Source organism: Massilia sp. BGA-UO-ETr-WB1 (assembly GCF_059567845.1).
On sequence record NZ_JCAQOT010000021.1, the window covers coordinates 485,658 to 504,328 of the forward strand.

The 18,671-nt window shown below is 68.0% G+C and carries 14 protein-coding genes; 10 read left to right on the forward strand and 4 right to left on the reverse strand.

Annotated elements, in window-relative coordinates:
* The first annotated feature begins 51 nt into the window (after positions 1-51).
* From AC56DV_RS06900 to AC56DV_RS06940, 9 genes are all read left to right on the forward strand, one after another.
* Complete coding sequence (locus AC56DV_RS06900; protein ID WP_496313836.1) at positions 52-1,542, forward strand: sensor histidine kinase; 1,491 nt, start codon at positions 52-54, stop codon at positions 1,540-1,542.
* On the forward strand, positions 1,535-1,861 hold the full coding sequence (locus AC56DV_RS06905; RefSeq protein ID WP_496313550.1) for a DUF4212 domain-containing protein: 327 nt from the start codon (positions 1,535-1,537) through the stop codon (positions 1,859-1,861). Before AC56DV_RS06900 ends, AC56DV_RS06905 begins: the two co-directional genes overlap by 8 nt.
* Positions 1,858-3,906 (forward strand): sodium:solute symporter family protein, encoded by a 2,049-nt coding sequence (locus tag AC56DV_RS06910; RefSeq protein WP_496313551.1) that lies wholly within the window; start codon positions 1,858-1,860, stop codon positions 3,904-3,906. Before AC56DV_RS06905 ends, AC56DV_RS06910 begins: the two co-directional genes overlap by 4 nt.
* A 66-nt stretch (positions 3,907-3,972) precedes the next feature.
* Positions 3,973-5,976 carry an alpha/beta hydrolase family protein gene (locus AC56DV_RS06915; protein WP_496313552.1) on the forward strand — a complete coding sequence of 668 codons (2,004 nt, stop codon included), beginning with the start codon at positions 3,973-3,975 and terminating at the stop codon, positions 5,974-5,976.
* An 11-nt stretch (positions 5,977-5,987) separates the two neighbouring features.
* Positions 5,988-7,985 (forward strand): S9 family peptidase, encoded by a 1,998-nt coding sequence (locus AC56DV_RS06920; protein WP_496313553.1) that lies wholly within the window; start codon positions 5,988-5,990, stop codon positions 7,983-7,985.
* A gap of 45 nt (positions 7,986-8,030) precedes the next feature.
* Positions 8,031-10,055 (forward strand): alpha/beta hydrolase family protein, encoded by a 2,025-nt coding sequence (locus AC56DV_RS06925; RefSeq protein ID WP_496313554.1) that lies wholly within the window; start codon positions 8,031-8,033, stop codon positions 10,053-10,055.
* Entirely contained in the window at positions 10,045-12,108 is a 2,064-nt protein-coding gene (locus tag AC56DV_RS06930; protein WP_496313555.1) for a S9 family peptidase, read from the forward strand. Before AC56DV_RS06925 ends, AC56DV_RS06930 begins: the two co-directional genes overlap by 11 nt.
* 83 nt (positions 12,109-12,191) lie before the next feature.
* The gene (locus AC56DV_RS06935) at positions 12,192-14,201 is read left to right on the forward strand and encodes a S9 family peptidase (protein WP_496313556.1); all 2,010 of its coding nucleotides are present in this window, start codon (positions 12,192-12,194) and stop codon (positions 14,199-14,201) included.
* Positions 14,202-14,253: 52 nt separating this feature from the next.
* Positions 14,254-15,468, forward strand: coding sequence for a 6-phosphofructokinase (locus tag AC56DV_RS06940; RefSeq protein WP_496313557.1), 1,215 nt, complete (start codon positions 14,254-14,256; stop codon positions 15,466-15,468).
* On the opposite strand, the gene AC56DV_RS06945 is transcribed toward AC56DV_RS06940, so the two are convergent.
* From AC56DV_RS06945 to AC56DV_RS06960, 4 genes are read right to left on the reverse strand one after another with little or no spacing between them, the layout of a single operon-like run.
* The gene (locus tag AC56DV_RS06945) at positions 15,458-15,838 is read right to left on the reverse strand and encodes a nuclear transport factor 2 family protein (protein WP_496313558.1); all 381 of its coding nucleotides are present in this window, start codon (positions 15,836-15,838) and stop codon (positions 15,458-15,460) included. The genes AC56DV_RS06940 and AC56DV_RS06945 overlap by 11 nt on opposite strands.
* Before the next feature lie 52 nt (positions 15,839-15,890).
* Positions 15,891-16,550, reverse strand: coding sequence for a DsbA family protein (locus tag AC56DV_RS06950; RefSeq protein WP_496313559.1), 660 nt, complete (start codon positions 16,548-16,550; stop codon positions 15,891-15,893).
* Complete coding sequence (locus AC56DV_RS06955; RefSeq protein WP_161070855.1) at positions 16,547-16,786, reverse strand: tautomerase family protein; 240 nt, start codon at positions 16,784-16,786, stop codon at positions 16,547-16,549. Before AC56DV_RS06955 ends, AC56DV_RS06950 begins: the two co-directional genes overlap by 4 nt.
* 47 nt (positions 16,787-16,833) lie before the next feature.
* Entirely contained in the window at positions 16,834-17,586 is a 753-nt protein-coding gene (locus AC56DV_RS06960; RefSeq protein WP_496313560.1) for an SDR family NAD(P)-dependent oxidoreductase, read from the reverse strand.
* Positions 17,587-17,712: 126 nt separating this feature from the next.
* On the opposite strand from AC56DV_RS06960, the gene AC56DV_RS06965 reads away from it, so the two are divergent.
* Entirely contained in the window at positions 17,713-18,645 is a 933-nt protein-coding gene (locus AC56DV_RS06965; protein ID WP_496313561.1) for a LysR family transcriptional regulator, read from the forward strand.
* The last annotated feature ends 26 nt before the right edge of the window (positions 18,646-18,671 follow it).

An 18,671-nucleotide genomic window follows, 5' to 3' on the forward strand; every position in this document is an offset into this window, starting at 1 on the left:
GCCGCCAGGGACCAGAGCAAGGACCAGGACAAGGACCAGGACCAGGAAGACCTGTCCTGGCAGGAGCCCGCCGGCGCCGGCAAGGAAGACGATATCCAGCACTCGCTGTTCGGCGAGATCCTGGACTGGATGCTGGCCCCGCTGCTGCTGCTGTGGCCGATGAGCATCGCGATCACCTACCTGGTGGCCAAGTCCATCGCCAACCAGCCGTTCGACCACGCGCTGGAAGACAGCGTGACCGTGCTGGCGCAGCAGATCCATGAAGTGAACGGCAAGCTGGCGCCGCGCCTGCCCGGCTCGGCGCGCGACATCCTGCGCGCCGACGACGTGGACAGCGTGTACTTCCAGATCGTCGGCCCCGGCGGCGCCTACGTGGACGGCGACCGCGAGCTGGCGCCGCCGCCGGAGGAGGACAAGGTCAAGCCCGGCATGGTGCAGTTCCGCAACGGCAGCATGCACGGCACGCCGATCCGCATCGCCTATTCCTGGGTGGCGCTGGAGGACCGGGGCGCGGAGGACGCGCGGCTGGCGCTGGTGCAGGTGGCCGAGACGCTGGAAAAGCGCGCCAAGCTGGCCAACGAAATCATCAAGGGCGTGATCCTGCCGCAGTTCATCGTGCTGCCCATCGTGCTGGCCCTGGTGTGGTTCGCGCTGGCGCGGGGACTGTCGCCGCTGGCCCAGCTGCAGGAGCGCATCCGCGCGCGCAGCTCGGACGACCTCAGCCCCATCGATTCGCGCCAGGTGCCGGAAGAGATCACGCCGCTGGTGCGTTCGCTGAACGAGATGCTGAGCCGGCTGTCGCTGTCGATCGAGATGCAGAAGCGCTTCATCGCCGACGCCGCGCACCAGATGAAGACGCCGCTGGCGGGCATGCGCATGCAGTCCGAGCTGGCGCTGCGCCAGACCGACCAGGACGAGATCCACCGCTCGCTGGAGCAGCTGGCGAAAAGCTCGGAATCGGCCACGCGGCTGGTGAACCAGCTGCTGGCCCTGGCGCGCGCGGAAAACCAGCCGCAGGCCGGCGCCGCGCTGCTGCCGGTGGACCTGGCCGAGCTGGCGCGCAGCGCCGTGCGCGACTGGGTGCCGGCCTCCTTCAATTACCGCATCGACCTCGGCTTCGAAGCGCCGCAGGACGGCGAGGTGCCGATCGAAGGCAACCCCACCATGCTGCGCGAGGCGCTGTCCAACCTGATCGACAACGCGCTGCGCTACACGCCGGCCGGCGGCGCCGTCACGGTGCGGGTGCGGCGTTCCGGGTACGAGGGCGTGGTGGAGGTGGAGGATACCGGCCCCGGCATTCCGCCGGCCGAGCGCAGCCACGTGTTCGAGCGCTTCTACCGCATCCTGGGCAGCAGCGCCGAGGGCAGCGGCCTGGGGCTGGCCATCGTGCGCGAGATCGCGCAGCAGCACGGCGCCGACATCGACATCTTCAGCAACCCGCGCAGCAACAACGCCAAGCTGCCCGGCAGCCTGTTCCGCCTGACCTTCCCGCTGCGCGCCCCCGACGACGAACCCGAGCCAGACGAGTCCTACTATGGATGACCATACCCCCGGCGCACCCGGTTCCCAGCCTCCCGGGCAGCCCCCTTCCGACGGCGCCGCCGGCTCGCTGCGCGCGCGCCGCGCCCTGCACTGGCGCCAGACGCGCCGCGTCACCGCCGCCCTGCTGCTGCTGTGGCTGGCCACCAGCTTCTGCGCCGTGTTCTTCGCCCGCGAGCTGACCGGGCTGATGCTGTTCGGCTGGCCGCTGTCGTTCTACCTGGCCGCGCAGGGCGCCTCGCTGGTCTACCTGGCCATCATCGGCGCCTACGCCTGGCGCATGCGCCGGCTGGACCGGCAGTTCCATCAAGGTCCAGCATGAGCGTCAAGCCCGGCTACTTCAAGCGCCTGTCGCGCTACTACCTGACGTTCTCGGCCGGTTTCGCCTGCTTCCTGGTGGCGCTGGCGGTGCTGGAAAACGAAGGCATGCCGCGCGTGTGGATAGGCTACCTGTTCATGCTGGCCACCATCACGCTGTACGCCGCCATCGGCCTGGTCAGCCGCACCTCCAACGTGGCCGAGTACTACGTGGCCGGGCGGCGCGTGCCGGCCATGTTCAACGGCATGGCCACCGCCGCCGACTGGATCTCGGCGGCCAGCTTCATCAGCCTGGCCGGCACCTTGTACCTGCACGGCTTCGACGGCCTGGCCTACATCATGGGCTGGACCGGCGGCTACTGCCTGGTGGCGCTCCTGATCGCGCCCTATCTGCGCAAGTTCAGCCAGTACACCATTCCCGACTTCCTGGCCGCGCGCTACGGCGGCCCGCACCACGGGCGCTACGTGCGCATCATGGCGGTGGCCGCCACCATCATGGTCTCCTTCATCTACGTGGTGGCGCAGATTTACGCGGTGGGCCTGATCGCCTCGCGCTTCACCGGGGTGGACTTCTCGGTCGGCATCTTCCTCGGCCTGGCCTCGATCCTGGTGTGCTCCTTCCTGGGCGGCATGCGCGCCATCACCTGGACCCAGGTGGCGCAGTACATCATCATCCTGGTGGCCTTCCTGATCCCGGCCATGTGGCTGTCGGCCAAGCACAGCGGCAATCCCATCCCGCAGGTGGCCTACGGCAAGCTGCTGCCCACCCTGGGCGCGCGCGAGGCCAGCCTGGCGCGCGATCCCAAGGAACAGGAAGTGCGCGCCATCTTCCTGCAGCGCGCCAACGACTACGGCCAGAAGCTCGACGGCCTGCCGGCCAGCTGGGACGCCGGGCGCGCCGACGCGCAGCGCCGGCTGGACGCGGTCAAGCAGCGCAACGCCACCCTGCTGGAAATCCGCGCGGCGGAAAAGGCGCTGATCAACTATCCCAAAACCGTGGAGGAAGCGGCCGCCGCCTGGAACGCCGCGCGCGCCTACAACCTGCGCCGCGCGGCGCCGCCCACGCCGCACGCCGAGCCCTTCCCGGCGCCGGACCGGGCCCAGTCGGACGCCAAGCGCAACAACTTCCTGGCGCTGGTGTTCTGCATGATGGTGGGCACCGCCGCCCTGCCGCACATCCTGATGCGCTCCTACACCACGCCCTCGGTGCACGAGACCCGGGTGTCGGTGTTCTGGACCCTGTTCTTCATCCTGCTGATCTACCTGACCATCCCGGCGCTGGCGGTGCTGGTCAAGTTCGACGTCTACACCGCCATGGTGGGCAGCGACTTTGCCAAGCTGCCCACCTGGGTCTCCTATTGGGCCAACGTGGACAAGCTCAATCCCCTGATCAGCATCGCCGACGTGAACCGCGACGGCATCGTGCAGCTGGCCGAGATCGCCATCGACGGCGACGTGCTGGTGCTGGCCACGCCCGAGATCGCGGGCCTGCCCTACGTGATTTCCGGCCTGGTGGCGGCCGGCGGCCTGGCCGCCGCGCTGTCCACGGCGGACGGCCTGCTGCTGGCCATTTCCAACGCGCTGTCGCACGACATCTACTACCGCATCGTCGACCCCAGCGCCTCGACGCAAAAGCGGGTCACCATTTCCAAGCTGCTGCTGCTGGCGGTGGCCTTCATCGCCGCCTACGCCGCCTCCACCAAACCGGCCGACATCCTGTCGCTGGTGAGCGCGGCGTTCTCGCTGGCCGGCTCGACCATGTTCCCGGCGCTGGTGCTGGGCGTGTTCTGGCCGCGCGCCAACCGCCAGGGCGCCGTGGCCGGCATGATGGCGGGCTTCGGCGTGTGCCTGTACTACATGCTGCACACCAATCCCATCCTGGGCGGCAGCCCGGCCGGGCAGTGGCTCCAGATCGCGCCGGTGTCGGCCGGCATCTTCGGCGTGCCCGCCGGCTTGCTGGCGATGGTTGTGGTCAGCCTGCTGACGCCCCCGCCCGGGCGCGACACGCAGGCGCTGCTGGCCCACATCCGTTCGCCGGAGCAGAACTAGGCAAGCCCGCCGGTAAATGTTATTGTGTGGCAATTATCTAATTTGCAAGCACACCTGCCCGACCGTATGCCAACTTTCCTGCCGCTGCGCGCCGCCGTGGCCTGCATCATCGCCGCGCCCGCCCTGGCAGCCGGCCCGCCGGACAGCCCGATTCCCGCCGCCAGCTTCTTCCAGCCGCCGGCCGTCAGCTCGGCCGCCCTGTCGCCCTCCGGCCACTTCCTGGCGATCCAGGAAGCCGGCCCGAAACACCAGCAGGTCAGCGTGATCGACTTGCGCGACCATAGCCGCAAGGTGGCGGCGCGCTTCGGCGACGCCGACGTGGGCTACTTCCGCTGGGTGAACGACGAGCGCCTGCTATATACGGCGGGCAACCGCTACGCCGAGCGCTTTTCGGAGCGCTACGCGCCCGGCCTGTATGCCGTGAACCGCGACGGCAGCGGCTACCGGCAACTGGCGGTGCGCACCAACAGCGCGCTCTGGTCCGACACCGCCAGCCGCATGCTGCCGTGGCACACCTTCATGCTCGACGGCGTCGGGGCGCAAGACTCGGACTGGGTGTACGTGGCCGACGTGGATTATGTGGGCGCGGGCTACGGCTACACCGAGCGGCTGTTAAGGCTCAACACGGTCACCGGCGACCGCCAGCCTGTCAGCTCGCCGCCCGGCGCGCGCCGCTATCTGCCGGACCACCAGGGCATCCCGCGGCTGGGCATCGCCGGGGCCAACGGCAACATCGCCATCCACTACCTCGACCCTGGCAGCAACACCTGGAACGTGGCCGCCAGCTTCCCGGAATTCGTCAGCTCATCCGGCGGCTTCGAGGCGCTGGATTTTGCCCCGGACGGCCGGCTGTACGCCGCCGCCGCCCACGCGGGCGGCGACACCACCGGCCTGCATCTGCTCGACCTCGCCAGTGGCGCCGCCGCCGAGCCGGTCTTCACGGTTCCCGGCTACGACCTGGACGCCAGCCTGATCAAGGGCAAGGACGGTTTGCTCGGCCTGCGCTTCCTGGCCGACAAGGTACAGATGCGCTGGTTCGATCCGGGGCTGCAGGCGATGCAGGCAGCCATCGACGCCAGGCTGCCCGATACCACGAACCTGGTGACGCTGCCGCTGCGCCGCGCCACCGACTGGGTGCTGGTCGAATCCTATTCCGACCGCCAGCCGCCGTTCTATTCGGCCTACAACACCGCCAGCCAGGCGCTGCTGCGCGCCGGCGCCAGCCGGCCCGCGATCGATCCCGCGCGCATGGGCCGGCAGCGCGTGCTGCGCTACGCCGCGCGCGACGGCTTGCAGATCCCGGCCCTGCTCACTTTGCCCGCCGGCCAGCACGGCAAGCTGCCGCTGGTGGTGCTGGTGCACGGCGGTCCGCACGCGCGCGGCACGCGCTGGGAATGGAACGCCAACAGCCAGTTCCTGGCGTCGCGCGGCTACGCGGTGCTGGAGCCGGAGTTTCGCGGCAGCACCGGCTACGGCGAGCGGCACTTCCGCGCCGGCTGGCAGCAGTGGGGCAAGAAAATGCAGGACGACATCGCCGATGGCGCCAACTGGGCGGTCGAGCAGGGCATCGCGGACGGCGGGCGCATCTGCATCGCCGGCGGCAGCTATGGCGGCTACGCCGCGCTGATGGGCCTGGTGAACGATCCGCAGCTCTTCAAGTGCGGCGTGGCCTGGGCCGCCGTGACCGACATCCAGCTGCTGTACGACGGCCACTGGCGCTTCGATGCCGACTTGTCCAAGGACTTCCAGAAATACGGCATGCCGGCGCTGATCGGCGATCCGGCCACGCACGCCGAGCAGTTCAAGGCCACGTCGCCGCTGCAGCAGGCGGCGCGCATCACCCAGCCGCTGCTGCTGGCCTACGGCGACGACGACCGGCGCGTGCTGCCGGTGCACGGTGCGCGGCTGCGCAAGGCGCTGCGCGCCGCCGGCAACCAGCAGGTGGAATGGATCGAATACGAAGACGAGGAGCACGGCTGGAGCAAGCCGGCCACCCAGATCGACTTCTGGACCCGCGTCGAAAAATTCCTGGGCCGCCAGATCGGCCCGGGCCAGAAAGCACAACCTTGAGAAAGCCATTCATGCGCATCGCGCCCCTCCTGCTCGCGGCCGCACTGGCCGCCGGCGCCCCCGCCCCGGCACTGGCGGCGACGCCGGCCGACATCCCCGCCAGCCATTTCTTCCAGAACCCGCAGTTCAGCGCGGCGGCCCTGTCCCCGACCGCGCGCTACCTGGCGGTGCGCACCGGCGCCGAAGGCCGCCGCCTGGGCTTGGCCGTGATCGACCTGGAAAGCGGCAAGATCGAGGTCGTGGCGCAGTACGGCGACGCCGACGTGCGCCAGTTCTACTGGATCAACGATACGCGCCTGGTGTACGACATGGGCGACAAGCAGCGCGCACCCGGCGACCGCCGCGCGTACCCGGGCATCTACGCCGTCAACCACGACGGCAGCGGCCAGCGCCAGCTGGCCCTGCGCACCGAAACCGAGCGCACCATGTCGACCCGCTTGTCGCAGCGGGCGCTGCCGTCGAGCACCCAGCTGCTGGGCCAGCCAGGTGCGCAGGATTCGGAGTGGGTGTACGCGGTGCGGCCGGTGTGGGACGAGGACACCTGGCTGCTCGAGCATCTCAACCTGGTGCGCATCAACACGCTGACCGGCCTGGCCGAGGACGTCAAGCGCCCGGTACCGATGCAGGACTGGTTGCTGGATCCGCAGGGCGTGCCGCGCCTGGCCACGTCGCTGCAGGACGGCAAGCGCAGCGTGCACTACCTGGACCCGGCCGGCGGCGCCTGGCGCACCGTGAGCACCTTCGACGCCTACGGCAACACCGCCGGCAGCTACGAGCCGCTGGGCTTCGGTCCGGGCGGCAAGCTGCTGGTCAGCGCGCACAACGGGCAGGACAAGGAAAGCCTGCGCCTGCTGGACCTGGCGACCGGCGAACTGGGCAAGGAGGCGCTGGTGACGCTGAAGGATTTCGACTTCAGCGGCAGCCCGGTGTACAGCCAAGGCAAGCTGGCCGGCTACGAAGTGCTGGCCGACGGCCGCACCATGGTGTGGCTGGACGCGCAGATGCAGACGGTGCAAAAGGCGGTCGACGCGCTACTGCCCGGCACCATCAACCTGGTGACGCCGGCCGCCCGGCCGCAGGCGCCGTGGGTACTGGTGCGCAGCTATTCGGACCAGCAACCGTCCATCTTCCTGCTGTACAACACCGCCACCGGCAAGCTGCGCCCGGTGGGCGCCACCCATCCGCAAATCAACCCGGCGGACATGGCGCAGATGGACCTGAAACACTACCAGGCGCGCGACGGCATGACCGTGCCGGCCTGGCTGACGCTGCCCAAGGGACAGAAGAAGAACCTGCCGCTGGTGGTGCTGGCGCACGGCGGCCCCTATGTGCGCGGCAATGAACTGAACTGGGACGCCGAAGTGCAGTTCCTGGCCTCGCGCGGCTACGCGGTGCTGCAACCGGAATTCCGGGGCAGCACCGGCTACGGCGCGCAGCACTTCCGCGCCGGCTGGAAGCAATGGGGCCTGGCGATGCAGGACGACATCACCGACGCGGCGCGCTGGGCCATCGCCCAGGGCATCGCCGATCCCAAGCGCATCTGCATCGCCGGCGCCAGCTACGGCGGCTATGCCACCCTGATGGGCCTGCTCAGGGAACCGCAGCTGTTCAAATGCGGCGTGAGCTGGGCCGGCGTGAGCGACATCGGCCTGCTGTACACCGATAGCCGGGCCTTCATGTCGGACTTGCCGCAGGCATGGAAGCAGTACGGCATGCCGCAGCTGGTGGGCGACCTGGTGCAGGACGCGGCTCAGCTGAAGGCGACTTCGCCGCTGGAGCAGGTGGCCCGCATCAAACAGCCCCTGTTGCTGGCGCACGGCACCGACGACCGCCGCGTGCCGATCCAGCACAGCCGCCTGTTCCACGCCGCCGTCAAGCAGGGCAACCCGGACGCGAAACTGGTTGAATACACAGGCGAGGAGCACGGCTGGTCGCTGCCCCAGACCCGCATCGACTTCTGGACCCGGGTGGAAAAATTCCTCGGCCAGCACATCGGCCCCCGGCCGTGAACCAAAGTTTGCTATATTAGTTATTTTGCAATTCCAAGGATAGCCATGCAGCGTCTGTTTCAATGCACCATCCTGGCCGCCGCGCTGTCGCTGACCGCGCTGGGCGCACCGTTCGCCTGCGCCGCCGCGCCGGCCGCCGTGGCAGAAGCCTTGCCGCCGGCCGAGGACTTCTTCAGCACGCCCGAATTCAGCAGCCCCGCCCTGTCGCCCAGCGGCCGCTACCTGGCCGCGCGCCTGGGCGGGAAAGGCCAGCGCGACCGCCTGGCCGTGCTGGACCTGAAGGACAACAGCGCCAAGGTGGTGGCGCAGTTCGGCAATGCCGACATCAGCAACATCACCTGGGTCAACGACGAGCGCATCGCCTTCGACTCGACCGACCGCACGCTGGCGCCGGGCGACATGAAGTCCGGCCCCGGCCTGTATGCCGTCAACCGCGACGGCAGCGGCTACAAGCAGCTGGCCAACCGCAACATCGCCTACGACTACCCGTCCGCTGCCGCCAAGCTGGTGCCGTCCAACGTCGTCCTGCTGCAACAGCGGGGGCCGCAGGACAGCGAGTTCGTCTACGTCCTCAGCCCGCAATACAGCGCCGGCGGCATCGATTATGTCGACCTGCTGCGCCTGAGCACGCTCACCGGCAAAGCCAGCCAGGTCAGCCGTCCCGGCCTGACGCGCGCCTGGCTGCTCGATTTCAAGGGCAATGCGCGGGTGGCCATGACGCTCGACCGCGATCAGGCCGCCATCCACTACCTGGATCCGGCCACCGACAAATGGCGCCAGCTGACCGAGTTCCCCGCCTACTCCGGGCTGAACAGCTTCACGCCGGTGGGGCTGGGTCCGGACGGCACGCTGTATGTCAGTGCGCGCGCCGGGCAGGACAAGACTTCGCTGTACAGCTACGACATCGCCAGCGGCAAGCTGGCCGCCAAACCGCTGGTGACGGTGGCCGACTATGACTTCGCAGGCAGCCTGATCATGGACAAGGACAAGCTGCTCGGCGTGCGCTACTCGGCCGACGCCGTCGACACGGTGTGGCTCGACCCGGCCATGAAGGCGATGCAGGCGCAGATCGACGCCCTGATGCCGCACACCACCAACCTGGTGACCTTGCCGCGCCGCCCGGAAACCCCGATGGTGCTGGTGACGGCCTACTCGGACAGCCAGCCGTCCAGCTACTATCTGTACGACCGCGAAAAGAACAAGCTGGACCGCGTGGGCAGCAGCTATCCCAAGATCGACGCCGGCGCCATGGGCAAGCAGGCCGTGGTGCGCTACGCCGCGCGCGATGGCTTGCAGATCCCCGCCCTGCTGACCCTGCCGCCCGGCCGCGGCAAGAACCTGCCGATGGTGGTGCTGGTGCATGGCGGCCCGTATGCGCGCGGCAGCAGCTGGGGCTGGAATCCGCACACCCAGTTCCTGGCCACGCGCGGCTACGCCGTGCTGGAACCCGACTTCCGCGGCACCACCGGCCTGGGCGAGGCACACTTCCGCGCCGGCTGGAAGCAATGGGGCCTGAAGATGCAGGACGACGTGGCCGACGCGGCCAAATGGGCGGCCGCGCAAGGCATCGCCGACAGCAAGCGCATCTGCATTGCCGGCGCCAGTTACGGCGGCTACGCTGCGCTGATGGGCCTGGTCAACGACAGCGATCTGTACCAGTGCGGCATCAACTGGGTGGGCGTGACCGACATCGCGCTGATGTACAGCGCCAAGGGCAAGTGGCAGATCCGCCCCGACCTGAGCGACGACTGGAAGCAATACGCCATGCCGCTGCTGGTGGGCGATCCGGACAAGGACGCCGCCCAGCTGAAGGACACCTCGCCGCTGCAGCAGGCCGCGCGCATCAAGCGTCCGCTGCTGATGGCGTACGGCGGCGCCGACCGCCGCGTGACCCAGGAGCACGGCACGCAGATGCGCGACGCGCTGCAGGCCGCCGGCCAAGCGCCGGAGTGGGTGCTGTACCCGGACGAGGGCCACGGCTGGAAACTGACCAAGACCCAGGTCGATTTCTGGACCCGCGTCGAGCAATTCCTGAACCGCAATATCGGAGCGCAAGCCCATGCTAAATAAGGTCACGCGCAAACAGCCGGCCCGGCGCACCGCGCTGGCCGCCTGCGCCGCGCTGGCGCTGAAGCTGGGCCTGGGGCTGCCCTTGCCGGCCGCTGCGCAGGCAGCGGAGCAGATACCGGCGCAAATGCCGGCCGCCCCGCCGCCGCTGCAGGACTTCTTCAGCAACCCGCAATTCAGCGCGGCCCAGCTCTCGCCCAGCGGGCGCTACCTGGCGGCCAAGCTGGTCAACGCCAACGGCCGCGAGCGCCTGGCGGTGGTCGACCTGACGGCCGGCAGCGCGCTGGGCGTGGCCACCTTCCAGGACGCCGACGTGGGCCAGTTCGCTTGGGTCAACGACGAGCGCCTGCTGTTCGATACCGCCGACAACCAGTCCGGGGTGGGCGACCGGCGCTACGCGCCGGGCCTGTACGCGGTGAACCGCGACGGCAAAGAATTCCGCCAGCTGGCCAGCCGCAGCGGCGACACGCCCAGCGGACTGGCGGCGCCGCGCATGCTGCCCTGGCACACCTATATGCTGGGCCAGCGCGGCGCGCAGGACAGCGAATACGTCTACGTCACCAGCAAGAAGATCACCGGTCCCGGCCAGGTGGAATACGTGGACCTGCTGCGCCTGAACACCCGCAACGGCTACACCACCACCCTGAACCGCCCGGGCGACGCGCAAAGCTGGCTGCTCGACAGCAAGGGCGAGCCGCGCCTGGTGACCGTGGCGGAAAAAGGCCGCAGCTCGGTGCACTATCTGGACCCGGCCACCAAGGCCTGGCGTGAGCTGGCGTCGTTCGGCCAGTTCACCGGCGGCACAGGCTCGTTCCGGCCGCTGGCGTTCGCGCCGGACGGCACGCTGTACGTGGTCACCCACGCCTACAAGGACAAGTCGGCCGTGCACAGCTACGAGCTGGCCACCGGCAAGATCAACGAGAAGGCGCTGGTGGAGCTGGAGCACTACGACTTCAGCGGCCGCCTCATCATGAGCCAGGACAAGCTGCTGGGCGTGCGCTTCCTGGCCGATGCGCAAGGCACGCGCTGGCTCGACCCGGCCATGCAGGCGGTGCAGGCGGAAGTGGACGCGCTGCTGCCCGGCACCATCAACCTGGTGTCGCCGCCGTCGCACCCGGAAACCCCTAACCTGCTGGTGGAAGCGTATTCCGACCGGCAGCCGCGCGTCTACCTGCTGTACAACAGCGCCACCAAAAAGCTCAGCAAGGTGGGCGAAGCGCGGCCGCAGATCAAGCCCGGCCAGATGGGCAAGCAGGAGCTGATGAGCTACACCGCGCGCGACGGCCTGAAAATCCCCGCCTGGCTGACGCTGCCGAAGGACCAGGACAAGAACCTGCCCATGGTGGTGCTGGTGCACGGCGGCCCCTATGTGCGCGGCAACCAGTGGGGCTGGCACGCGGACGCGCAATTCCTCGCCTCGCGCGGCTACGCGGTGCTGGAGCCGGAGTTCCGCGGCAGCACCGGCTTCGGCCAGGCGCACTTCCGCGCCGGCTGGAAGCAATGGGGCTTGAAGATGCAGGACGACATCGCCGACGGCACGCGCTGGGCGATCGCCCAGGGCATCGCGGACGGCAAGCGGATCTGCATCGCCGGCGCCAGCTACGGCGGCTATGCCACGCTGATGGGGCTGATCAAGGACCCGGACCTGTACCGCTGCGGCATCGACTGGGCCGGCGTCACCGACATCAAGCTGATGTACACCGGCCACTGGAGCTTCCAGTCCGACCTGCCCGATTCGTGGAAGCAGTACGGCATGCCGCACCTGGTGGGCGACCTGGAGCAGGATGCCGAACAGCTCAAGGCCACCTCGCCGCTGGCGCAGGCGGCCCGCATCACGCAGCCGCTGCTGCTGGCCTACGGCGGCTCGGACCGCCGCGTGCCGATCTACCATGGCAAGAAGTTCCGCGACGCGGTGCAGGAAACCAACAAGCAGGTCGAATGGGTGCAGTACGACGAGGAAGGCCACGGCTGGGTGCTGCCGAAGAACCGCTACGACTTCTGGGGCCGGGTGGAGAAGTTCCTGGCCCGGCACATCGGCCCGAACGCAGCGCCGTAAAGCGTGCGGACAGCGCGTGGTATCGCGCGCCGCGCACGGCAGCGGCAAGCTACGCTCTCTCATCATTAAAGGGGAGAGTGGCTATGGGATTGAAAGTGCTGCAAGGCTGTCTGCAAGGTGCCTCCGCACTGCTGCTTGCACTGATGTTGACGGCGCCGGCGAGCGCTCAGGTGCCTGTCCGCAGCTTCTTCGAAAAGGCCCCGGTCAGCGGCGCCAAGCTCTCCCCTTCCGGACGCTATCTGGCACTGCGCACCGGCGGCTACCGCACGCGCGACGGCCTGTCGGTCATGGAACTGGACACTGGAAAACTGCGAGTGCTGGCACAGTATGACGAAGCCGACGTGAACCAGTTCATGTGGATCAGCGACGAGCGCCTGGTCTACAACCTGGGCGACAAGTCGACCGCCATTGGCAACCGGTACTACGCGCCGGGCCTGTTCGCCGTCAACCGGGACGGCAGCAACGGGCGGCAGCTGGTTTCCCGCGACGGCCGATCCAGCGAAGTCCATGGCAGCGCCCCGGGCGAGATACTGCCCTACAACACCTATTTTCTGGATCAACCGCCTGGGCGGGACAACAACACGGTCCATGCCGCACGGGCACAATGGGACGAAAAGGGCACCTCAGTCAGTTTTGAGCTGCTCAAGATCGACACCTTGAGCAGAAACACCAGCATTGTGTCCGTGCCTGCACCGATGCATGGATTGATGCTCGATGCGCAAGGCCGGCCGCGTCTGACGCTATCGGTGATGAACGGCAAGAGCACCTACTACTACCTGCAGCCCGACAGCGACAGCTGGCGCGTGCTGGCCAGCTTCGACGCCGCTGGGGAATCAGCCAGCAGTTTCGACCCGGTCGCATTCAGCCCCGATGGCAAACTGCTGGTCAGCACGCGTGCCGGCGGCGACAAGCTGGCCTTGCGCCGCATGGACCCGGCCACTGGTGAATTGGAACGTGAAGCGCTGGTCGCACTGCCGGCCTTCGATTTCAGCGGCGTACCCGTGCTCAGCAACGGAAAACTGCTCGGCTACGAAGTCCTGGCCGACGGGCACACCATGGCCTGGCTGGACGAGGACATGAAGGCGGTGCAAAAGCACATCGATACGCTGGCGCCAGGCCTGATCAACCTGGTGACGCCGCCGCTGCGCCCACAATCGCCGTGGCTGCTGGTGCGCAGCTACTCGGACCAGCAACCGATGGTCTACATGGTGTATCGCCGCGACACCGGGAAGCTGACCACCATTGCCGCCACCCGGCCGGCCATCCGGCCCGACGACATGGCTCAGATGGACTTGAAATGGCTCAAGGCGCGCGACGGTTTGCCGCTGCCGGCCTGGCTGACGCTGCCCACGGACAGGAAAAAGAACCTGCCGATGGTGGTGCTCGTACATGGCGGCCCCTGGCAACGGGGCGGCAAGCTGGAATGGGACGAGCAAGTGCAATTCCTCGCCTCGCGTGGCTATGCCGTGCTGCAGCCCGAATTCAGGGGCAGCGCGGGCTATGGCAACAAGCACTTCCGCGCCGGCCTCAAGCAGTGGGGCCTGTCGATGCAGGACGACGTGGCGGACGCTGCGCGCTGGGCCATTGAGCAGGGCATCGCCGACCCGAAGCGGGTCTGTATCGCCGGTGCCGGCTATGGCGGCTACTCCGCCTTGATGGGCCTGTTGAAAGATCCACAGTTGTTCAAATGCGGCGTCAACTGGGCCGGCGTGACCGACATCGCGCTGATGCAACAGGAAGATCTGTTTGACCCGTACTACCTGCCTGTCGACTGGCGCGGTCCCGGCATTCCGGCGCTGGTGGGCGACTTGAAGCAAGATGCAGCGCAGCTGGCAGCCACCTCGCCGCTGCAACAAGCATCGCGCATCCGCCAGCCCCTGCTGATGGCTTACGGCAGCACCGACAGATACGTTCCGCTTAGCCACGGCCGCAGCCTCTACAAAGCGGTCAGGGCCCACAATCCGCAAGTCGAGCTGATGGAGTACGAGAACAAGGAGCACGGCTGGGATATTCCCCAGACCAAGATCGACTTCTGGATACGGGTGGAGAAATTCCTCGCCCGGCACATCGGTCCGGCCGCCAAAGCCGAGTAAGAACAGCGTAAACGGAGTAAGCTGGCGGCAGTCCACTCACAAGGAGATGCGCATGCCGTCGGGAAAAATTCTGGTCGCACAGGGAGGCGGGCCCACCGCCGTGATCAACCAGTCGCTGGTGGGGGTGGTGCTGGAGGCGCGCCGCTTCCAGCATGTGACGCGGGTGTACGGCGCGCTGCACGGCGTGCGCGGCATCATCAACGAGGACTTCGTCGACCTGACCCAGGAAACCAGCCACAACCTGGAAATGGTGGCCGCCACGCCCTCCTCCGCGTTGGGTTCCACGCGCGACAAGCCGGACGCCGCCTACTGCGAGCAGATCTTCGAGGTGCTGCGCGCGCACGAGATCGAGCACTTCTTCTACATCGGCGGCAACGACTCGTCCGACACGGTGCGCATCGTCAGCGAGCGCGCCAGCGCGGCCGGCTATCCGCTGCGCTGCATCCACATTCCCAAGACCATCGACAACGACCTGGTGGGCAGCGACCACACGCCCGGCTTCCCGTCCGCCGCGCGCTTCGTGGCGCAAGCCTTCGCCGGCGCCAACCTGGACAACGCCTCGCTGCCCGGGGTCTACGTGGGCGTGGTGATGGGACGGCACGCCGGCTTCCTGACGGCCGCCTCGGCGCTGGGCAAGAAGTTCCCCGACGACGGCCCGCACCTGATCTACCTGCCCGAACGCGTGTTCTCGCTGGAGCAGTTCCTGGCGGATGTGAAAGCCACCTACGAGCAGTACGGCCGCTGCGTGATCGCCGTGTCCGAAGGCATCCACGACGCGTCCGGCGAGGCCATCGCCACCCTGCTGGCCAAGGAAGTGGAGCGCGACGCGCACGGCAATGTGCAGTTGTCGGGCACCGGCGCGCTGGCCGACCTGCTGTGCGACGAGATCAAGGCCAAGCTGGGCATCAAGCGCGTGCGCGGCGACACCTTCGGCTACCTGCAGCGCTCCTTCATCGGCTGCGTGTCGGACGTGGACCAGCGCGAGGCGCGCGAAGTGGGCGAGAAGGCGGTGCAGTTCGCCATGTGGGGCGACCGCTGCGGCTCGGTGGCCATCAAGCGCACCGGCTACTATTCGGCCGACTACGTGCTGCTGCCGCTGGCGGAAGTGGCGGGCAAGACGCGCACCATGGAGGACGAGTTCATCAGCGCCAGCGGCACCGGCGTGACGGACGCCTTCCGCATGTATCTGCGTCCCCTGCTCGGCTCCGGCATGCCGGACGCGTTCCGCCTGCGCCCGGCGCCGGTGGCCAAGATCCTCAAGAAGTGATGTGGGCGAAGGTCTTGTTGACGATGCGCCACGCGCCATCCGTCAGGCGCAAGGTGAGGTACAGGTGGTAGTTAAAACCCAGCATGGGTGAATGCAGCCGCGCACTGGCGATGCTGCCCATGCTGTCCACCGACAGCACCCGCATGCGGTACGGCTCGCCCAGCGACTGCGGGCTGGCGCGGCCGGCCACGCCGTCGAGGTAGGCGGCGATGGTCTTGAAGTAGGGCTGGCCGTTGATGTCGCCGTAGACTTGGGCCTCGGGCTCGAACAAGGCGGCCAGGGCAACGGTGTCGCCCTCATGGACGCCGCGCAGGTAGGCTTGCGCGACGGCGGTAATGGCGGCGTTGGGGCTGGCGTCGATGTCTTGCATGTCATGCTCCTGTCTGAAAAAGGAAGGCGCCGTCCGGCGCCCTCCTGCGGCTTCAGCCTTGCTGCTCGGCCGTGGCCACGTGCTGCAAGGTCGCTTGCAGCTGCTGCTCCAGCTTGTCCGCATGGGCGTAGCCAGGGCTGATCTCGTACAAGCCTTCTTCCGTTTCCAGCAGCAGCGCCGGGAAGCTGCGGATGCCCAGCGAGCGCACGTGCGCAAACTCGGCCGCCGTGACGGCGATGGCCGACGCGCTGTTCCATTCCGCGTGCAGCACGGCGGCCGGAACCGCGTGGCCATCCTTCGCCAGCGCCGCCGACGCCACCCCGGCCAGCACCTTGCCGTCGGTGGTGTCCAGCGCATCGACGTAGAAGGCATGCTGCAGGGCGCGGAACACGGCCAGCTGGTCGGCCTGCGGCGCCACCCGGCGCGCCGCCACCACGGCGCGGCAGATCGGCTCGGTGTCGTAGACGAAGTTCTGGCGCGCCACGAAACCGGCGCGGTTGAACGGCAGGCCGCTGGCCTCCTCCACCCGGGCCCAGTGGCCCAGGCGGAACTGCTTCCCGGCATCGTCCAGCAGGTCGGTGGCGCCGGCCCGCACGCCGCCCACCAGGATCTGCAGTTCCAGTTCCGGATGGCGCTGCGTCAGCGCGGTCAGCTCCTTGCCGAAGCCGTAGCACCACGAGCACATCGGGTCGCCGGCGAAGACCAGTTTCATGACTTGTCTCCCAGCTTGGCCGCCGCGCGGGCTGCCGCTTCGCGCGCGCGCATGGTCACCACGTTCTCGCGGTTCACGCCCCAGCTGTCCATCTCCACTTCGTCGATGATGACGAAGGTGGTGGCCGGGTTCTTGTTCAGCACGCGCTGCAGCAGGTCGGTCGCGCCTTCGATCAGTTCCAGCTTCTGGGCAGGGGTGGCGCCTTCTTTGGTGATGCGGATATTTACGTAGGGCATGGTGATTCTCCTTGGGGTGAAGTGAGTTGCGGTGGGGGGAAGCTCGCTTACCAGGTGCCGGCCGCTGCGCCGCCGTCGACCACGGCCACGGTGCCGCTGACGAAGGAGGAGTCGGTCAGGTACAGCACGGCGTTGACGATGTCGTCGGTCTCGCCAACGCGGTTGGCGGGCGACAGGCCTTTCAGGAAGTTCTGCGTGCCTTCGTCGGTGCCGTGCATCGGGGTGCGGATGATGCCGGGCGCCACCGCGTTGACCTGCACGTTGGAGCCGGCCAGTTCAATCGCCAGGCCGCGCGTGGCGTGGTTCAGGCCGCCCTTGATCAGGATGGGCAGCAGCGCGTTGACCTTGGCGTTGGGCTGCTCGGCGATGGAAGCGGTGATGGTGACGATGTGGCCGGCCTTGTTGGCGCTCATGTGGCGCGCCGCTTGCTGCGACGGGTAGAAGAAGCCCATCAGGTTGGTGCCGACGATGGTGTTGACTTCTTCCTCGGTGTAGTCGCCCACGGCCTTCGGCAGGAAAATGCCGGCGTTGTTGATCAGGATGTCCACCTTGCCGAACGCGGCGATGGCTTTCTCGAACAGCGCGGCGGCGGTGGAGGCCAGCGCGATGTCGCCGGCCACCGGAAGGAAGTTGGCGGGATGGCCCAGCTGGGCGGCGGCGGTCTGCAGGCCGTCGGCGCTGCGGGCGTTGCCGACCACGTTGTAGCCGCGCTCCAGGTAAGCCTTGGCGATGGCGAAGCCGATGCCGCTCGAGGCGCCGGTGACGATGACGGTTTTGTTGCCGTTGTTGGTGGTGTTCATGGTGTGCTCCAGTTCAGGTTTGCGTGGTTACCGCCGGGTTTGTGTGCGGCATGGACACACTTTACTTATTCCATTGGTGACGATAAATGGCTAATATGGAACATGACTTAATACACGGTGTAATGTATGCAGCGTAATTTCGACGAGATCCAGCTCGGCACCATCGAGCTGTTCTGCCAGGCGGCGGAACTGGGCAGCTTCACGGCGGCGGCCAACCAGAGCGGCGTGACGCCGGCGGCGGTGAGCCGCTCGATCGCGCGGCTGGAGGAGCGGCTGGGGGTGCGGCTGTTCGTGCGCACCACGCGCCAGATCCGGCTCACGGACGGCGGCCAGCGCTACTACGAGCAATGCCGCGAGGCGCTGGACCGGCTGCTGGAGGCGGAACGCGAAGTGACCGGCGCGCAAAAGGCGCCGGCCGGGCCGCTGCGCATCAGCGTGCCCACGCCCTACGGCCACTACCGGCTGCTGCCGCTGCTGCCGGAGTTCCGCGCGTTGTATCCGGACGTGACGGTGCAGGTGCACATCAGCAACCGCAATATCGACTTCGCCGAGGAAAGCTATGACATGGTGGTGCGCGGGCGCGACCCGGCCGATTCATCGCTGATCGCGCGCAAGCTGGAGGATGCGGAACTGGTGCTGGTGGCGGCGCCGGCCTACCTGAAGCGGGCCGGCACGCCGAAGTCGCTGGAAGAGCTGCAGCAGCACGAGTGCATCCAGTTCGACCTGCCCAGCAGCGGGCGCAAGATCCCGTGGCAGTTCAAGGTGGATGGCAAGCAGATCGACCTGATGACCAGCGGCGGCTACACCTGCGCCGAGGACGTGCTGGGCATCGTCACGCTGGCGCGCGCGGGCGCCGGGCTGGTGCAGACCTACCGCTACATCGTGGACCGCGACCTGGCGGACGGCTCGCTGGTGGAGCTGCTGCCGCAGTTCGGCGGCACCTCGCGCCCCTTCATCCTGCTATACCCGCACGCGCGCCACCTGTCGCTGCGGGTGCGCGCCTTTGTCGATTTCATGACGGGGCGGCTGGGGCAAGCCTCGCCCCGGGAGCGGGTATAACAGGCGCCAGGCAAGGCCTGCCGGGC

Excerpts from the sequence above, each read along its gene's own strand:
- AC56DV_RS06930 (WP_496313555.1), top strand. The coding sequence starts at position 10,045 with ATGCTAAATAAGGTCACGCGCAAACAGCCGGCCCGGCGCACCGCGCTG.
- AC56DV_RS06945 (WP_496313558.1), bottom strand. The coding sequence starts at position 15,838 with ATGCAAGACATCGACGCCAGCCCCAACGCCGCCATTACCGCCGTCGCG.
- AC56DV_RS06965 (WP_496313561.1), top strand. The coding sequence starts at position 17,713 with ATGCAGCGTAATTTCGACGAGATCCAGCTCGGCACCATCGAGCTGTTC.
- AC56DV_RS06955 (WP_161070855.1), bottom strand. The coding sequence starts at position 16,786 with ATGCCCTACGTAAATATCCGCATCACCAAAGAAGGCGCCACCCCTGCC.
- AC56DV_RS06915 (WP_496313552.1), top strand. The coding sequence starts at position 3,973 with ATGCCAACTTTCCTGCCGCTGCGCGCCGCCGTGGCCTGCATCATCGCC.
- AC56DV_RS06920 (WP_496313553.1), top strand. The coding sequence starts at position 5,988 with ATGCGCATCGCGCCCCTCCTGCTCGCGGCCGCACTGGCCGCCGGCGCC.
- AC56DV_RS06960 (WP_496313560.1), bottom strand. The coding sequence starts at position 17,586 with ATGAACACCACCAACAACGGCAACAAAACCGTCATCGTCACCGGCGCC.
- AC56DV_RS06925 (WP_496313554.1), top strand. The coding sequence starts at position 8,031 with ATGCAGCGTCTGTTTCAATGCACCATCCTGGCCGCCGCGCTGTCGCTG.
- AC56DV_RS06940 (WP_496313557.1), top strand. The coding sequence starts at position 14,254 with ATGCCGTCGGGAAAAATTCTGGTCGCACAGGGAGGCGGGCCCACCGCC.
- AC56DV_RS06905 (WP_496313550.1), top strand. The coding sequence starts at position 1,535 with ATGGATGACCATACCCCCGGCGCACCCGGTTCCCAGCCTCCCGGGCAG.
- AC56DV_RS06950 (WP_496313559.1), bottom strand. The coding sequence starts at position 16,550 with ATGAAACTGGTCTTCGCCGGCGACCCGATGTGCTCGTGGTGCTACGGC.
- AC56DV_RS06910 (WP_496313551.1), top strand. The coding sequence starts at position 1,858 with ATGAGCGTCAAGCCCGGCTACTTCAAGCGCCTGTCGCGCTACTACCTG.
- AC56DV_RS06935 (WP_496313556.1), top strand. The coding sequence starts at position 12,192 with ATGGGATTGAAAGTGCTGCAAGGCTGTCTGCAAGGTGCCTCCGCACTG.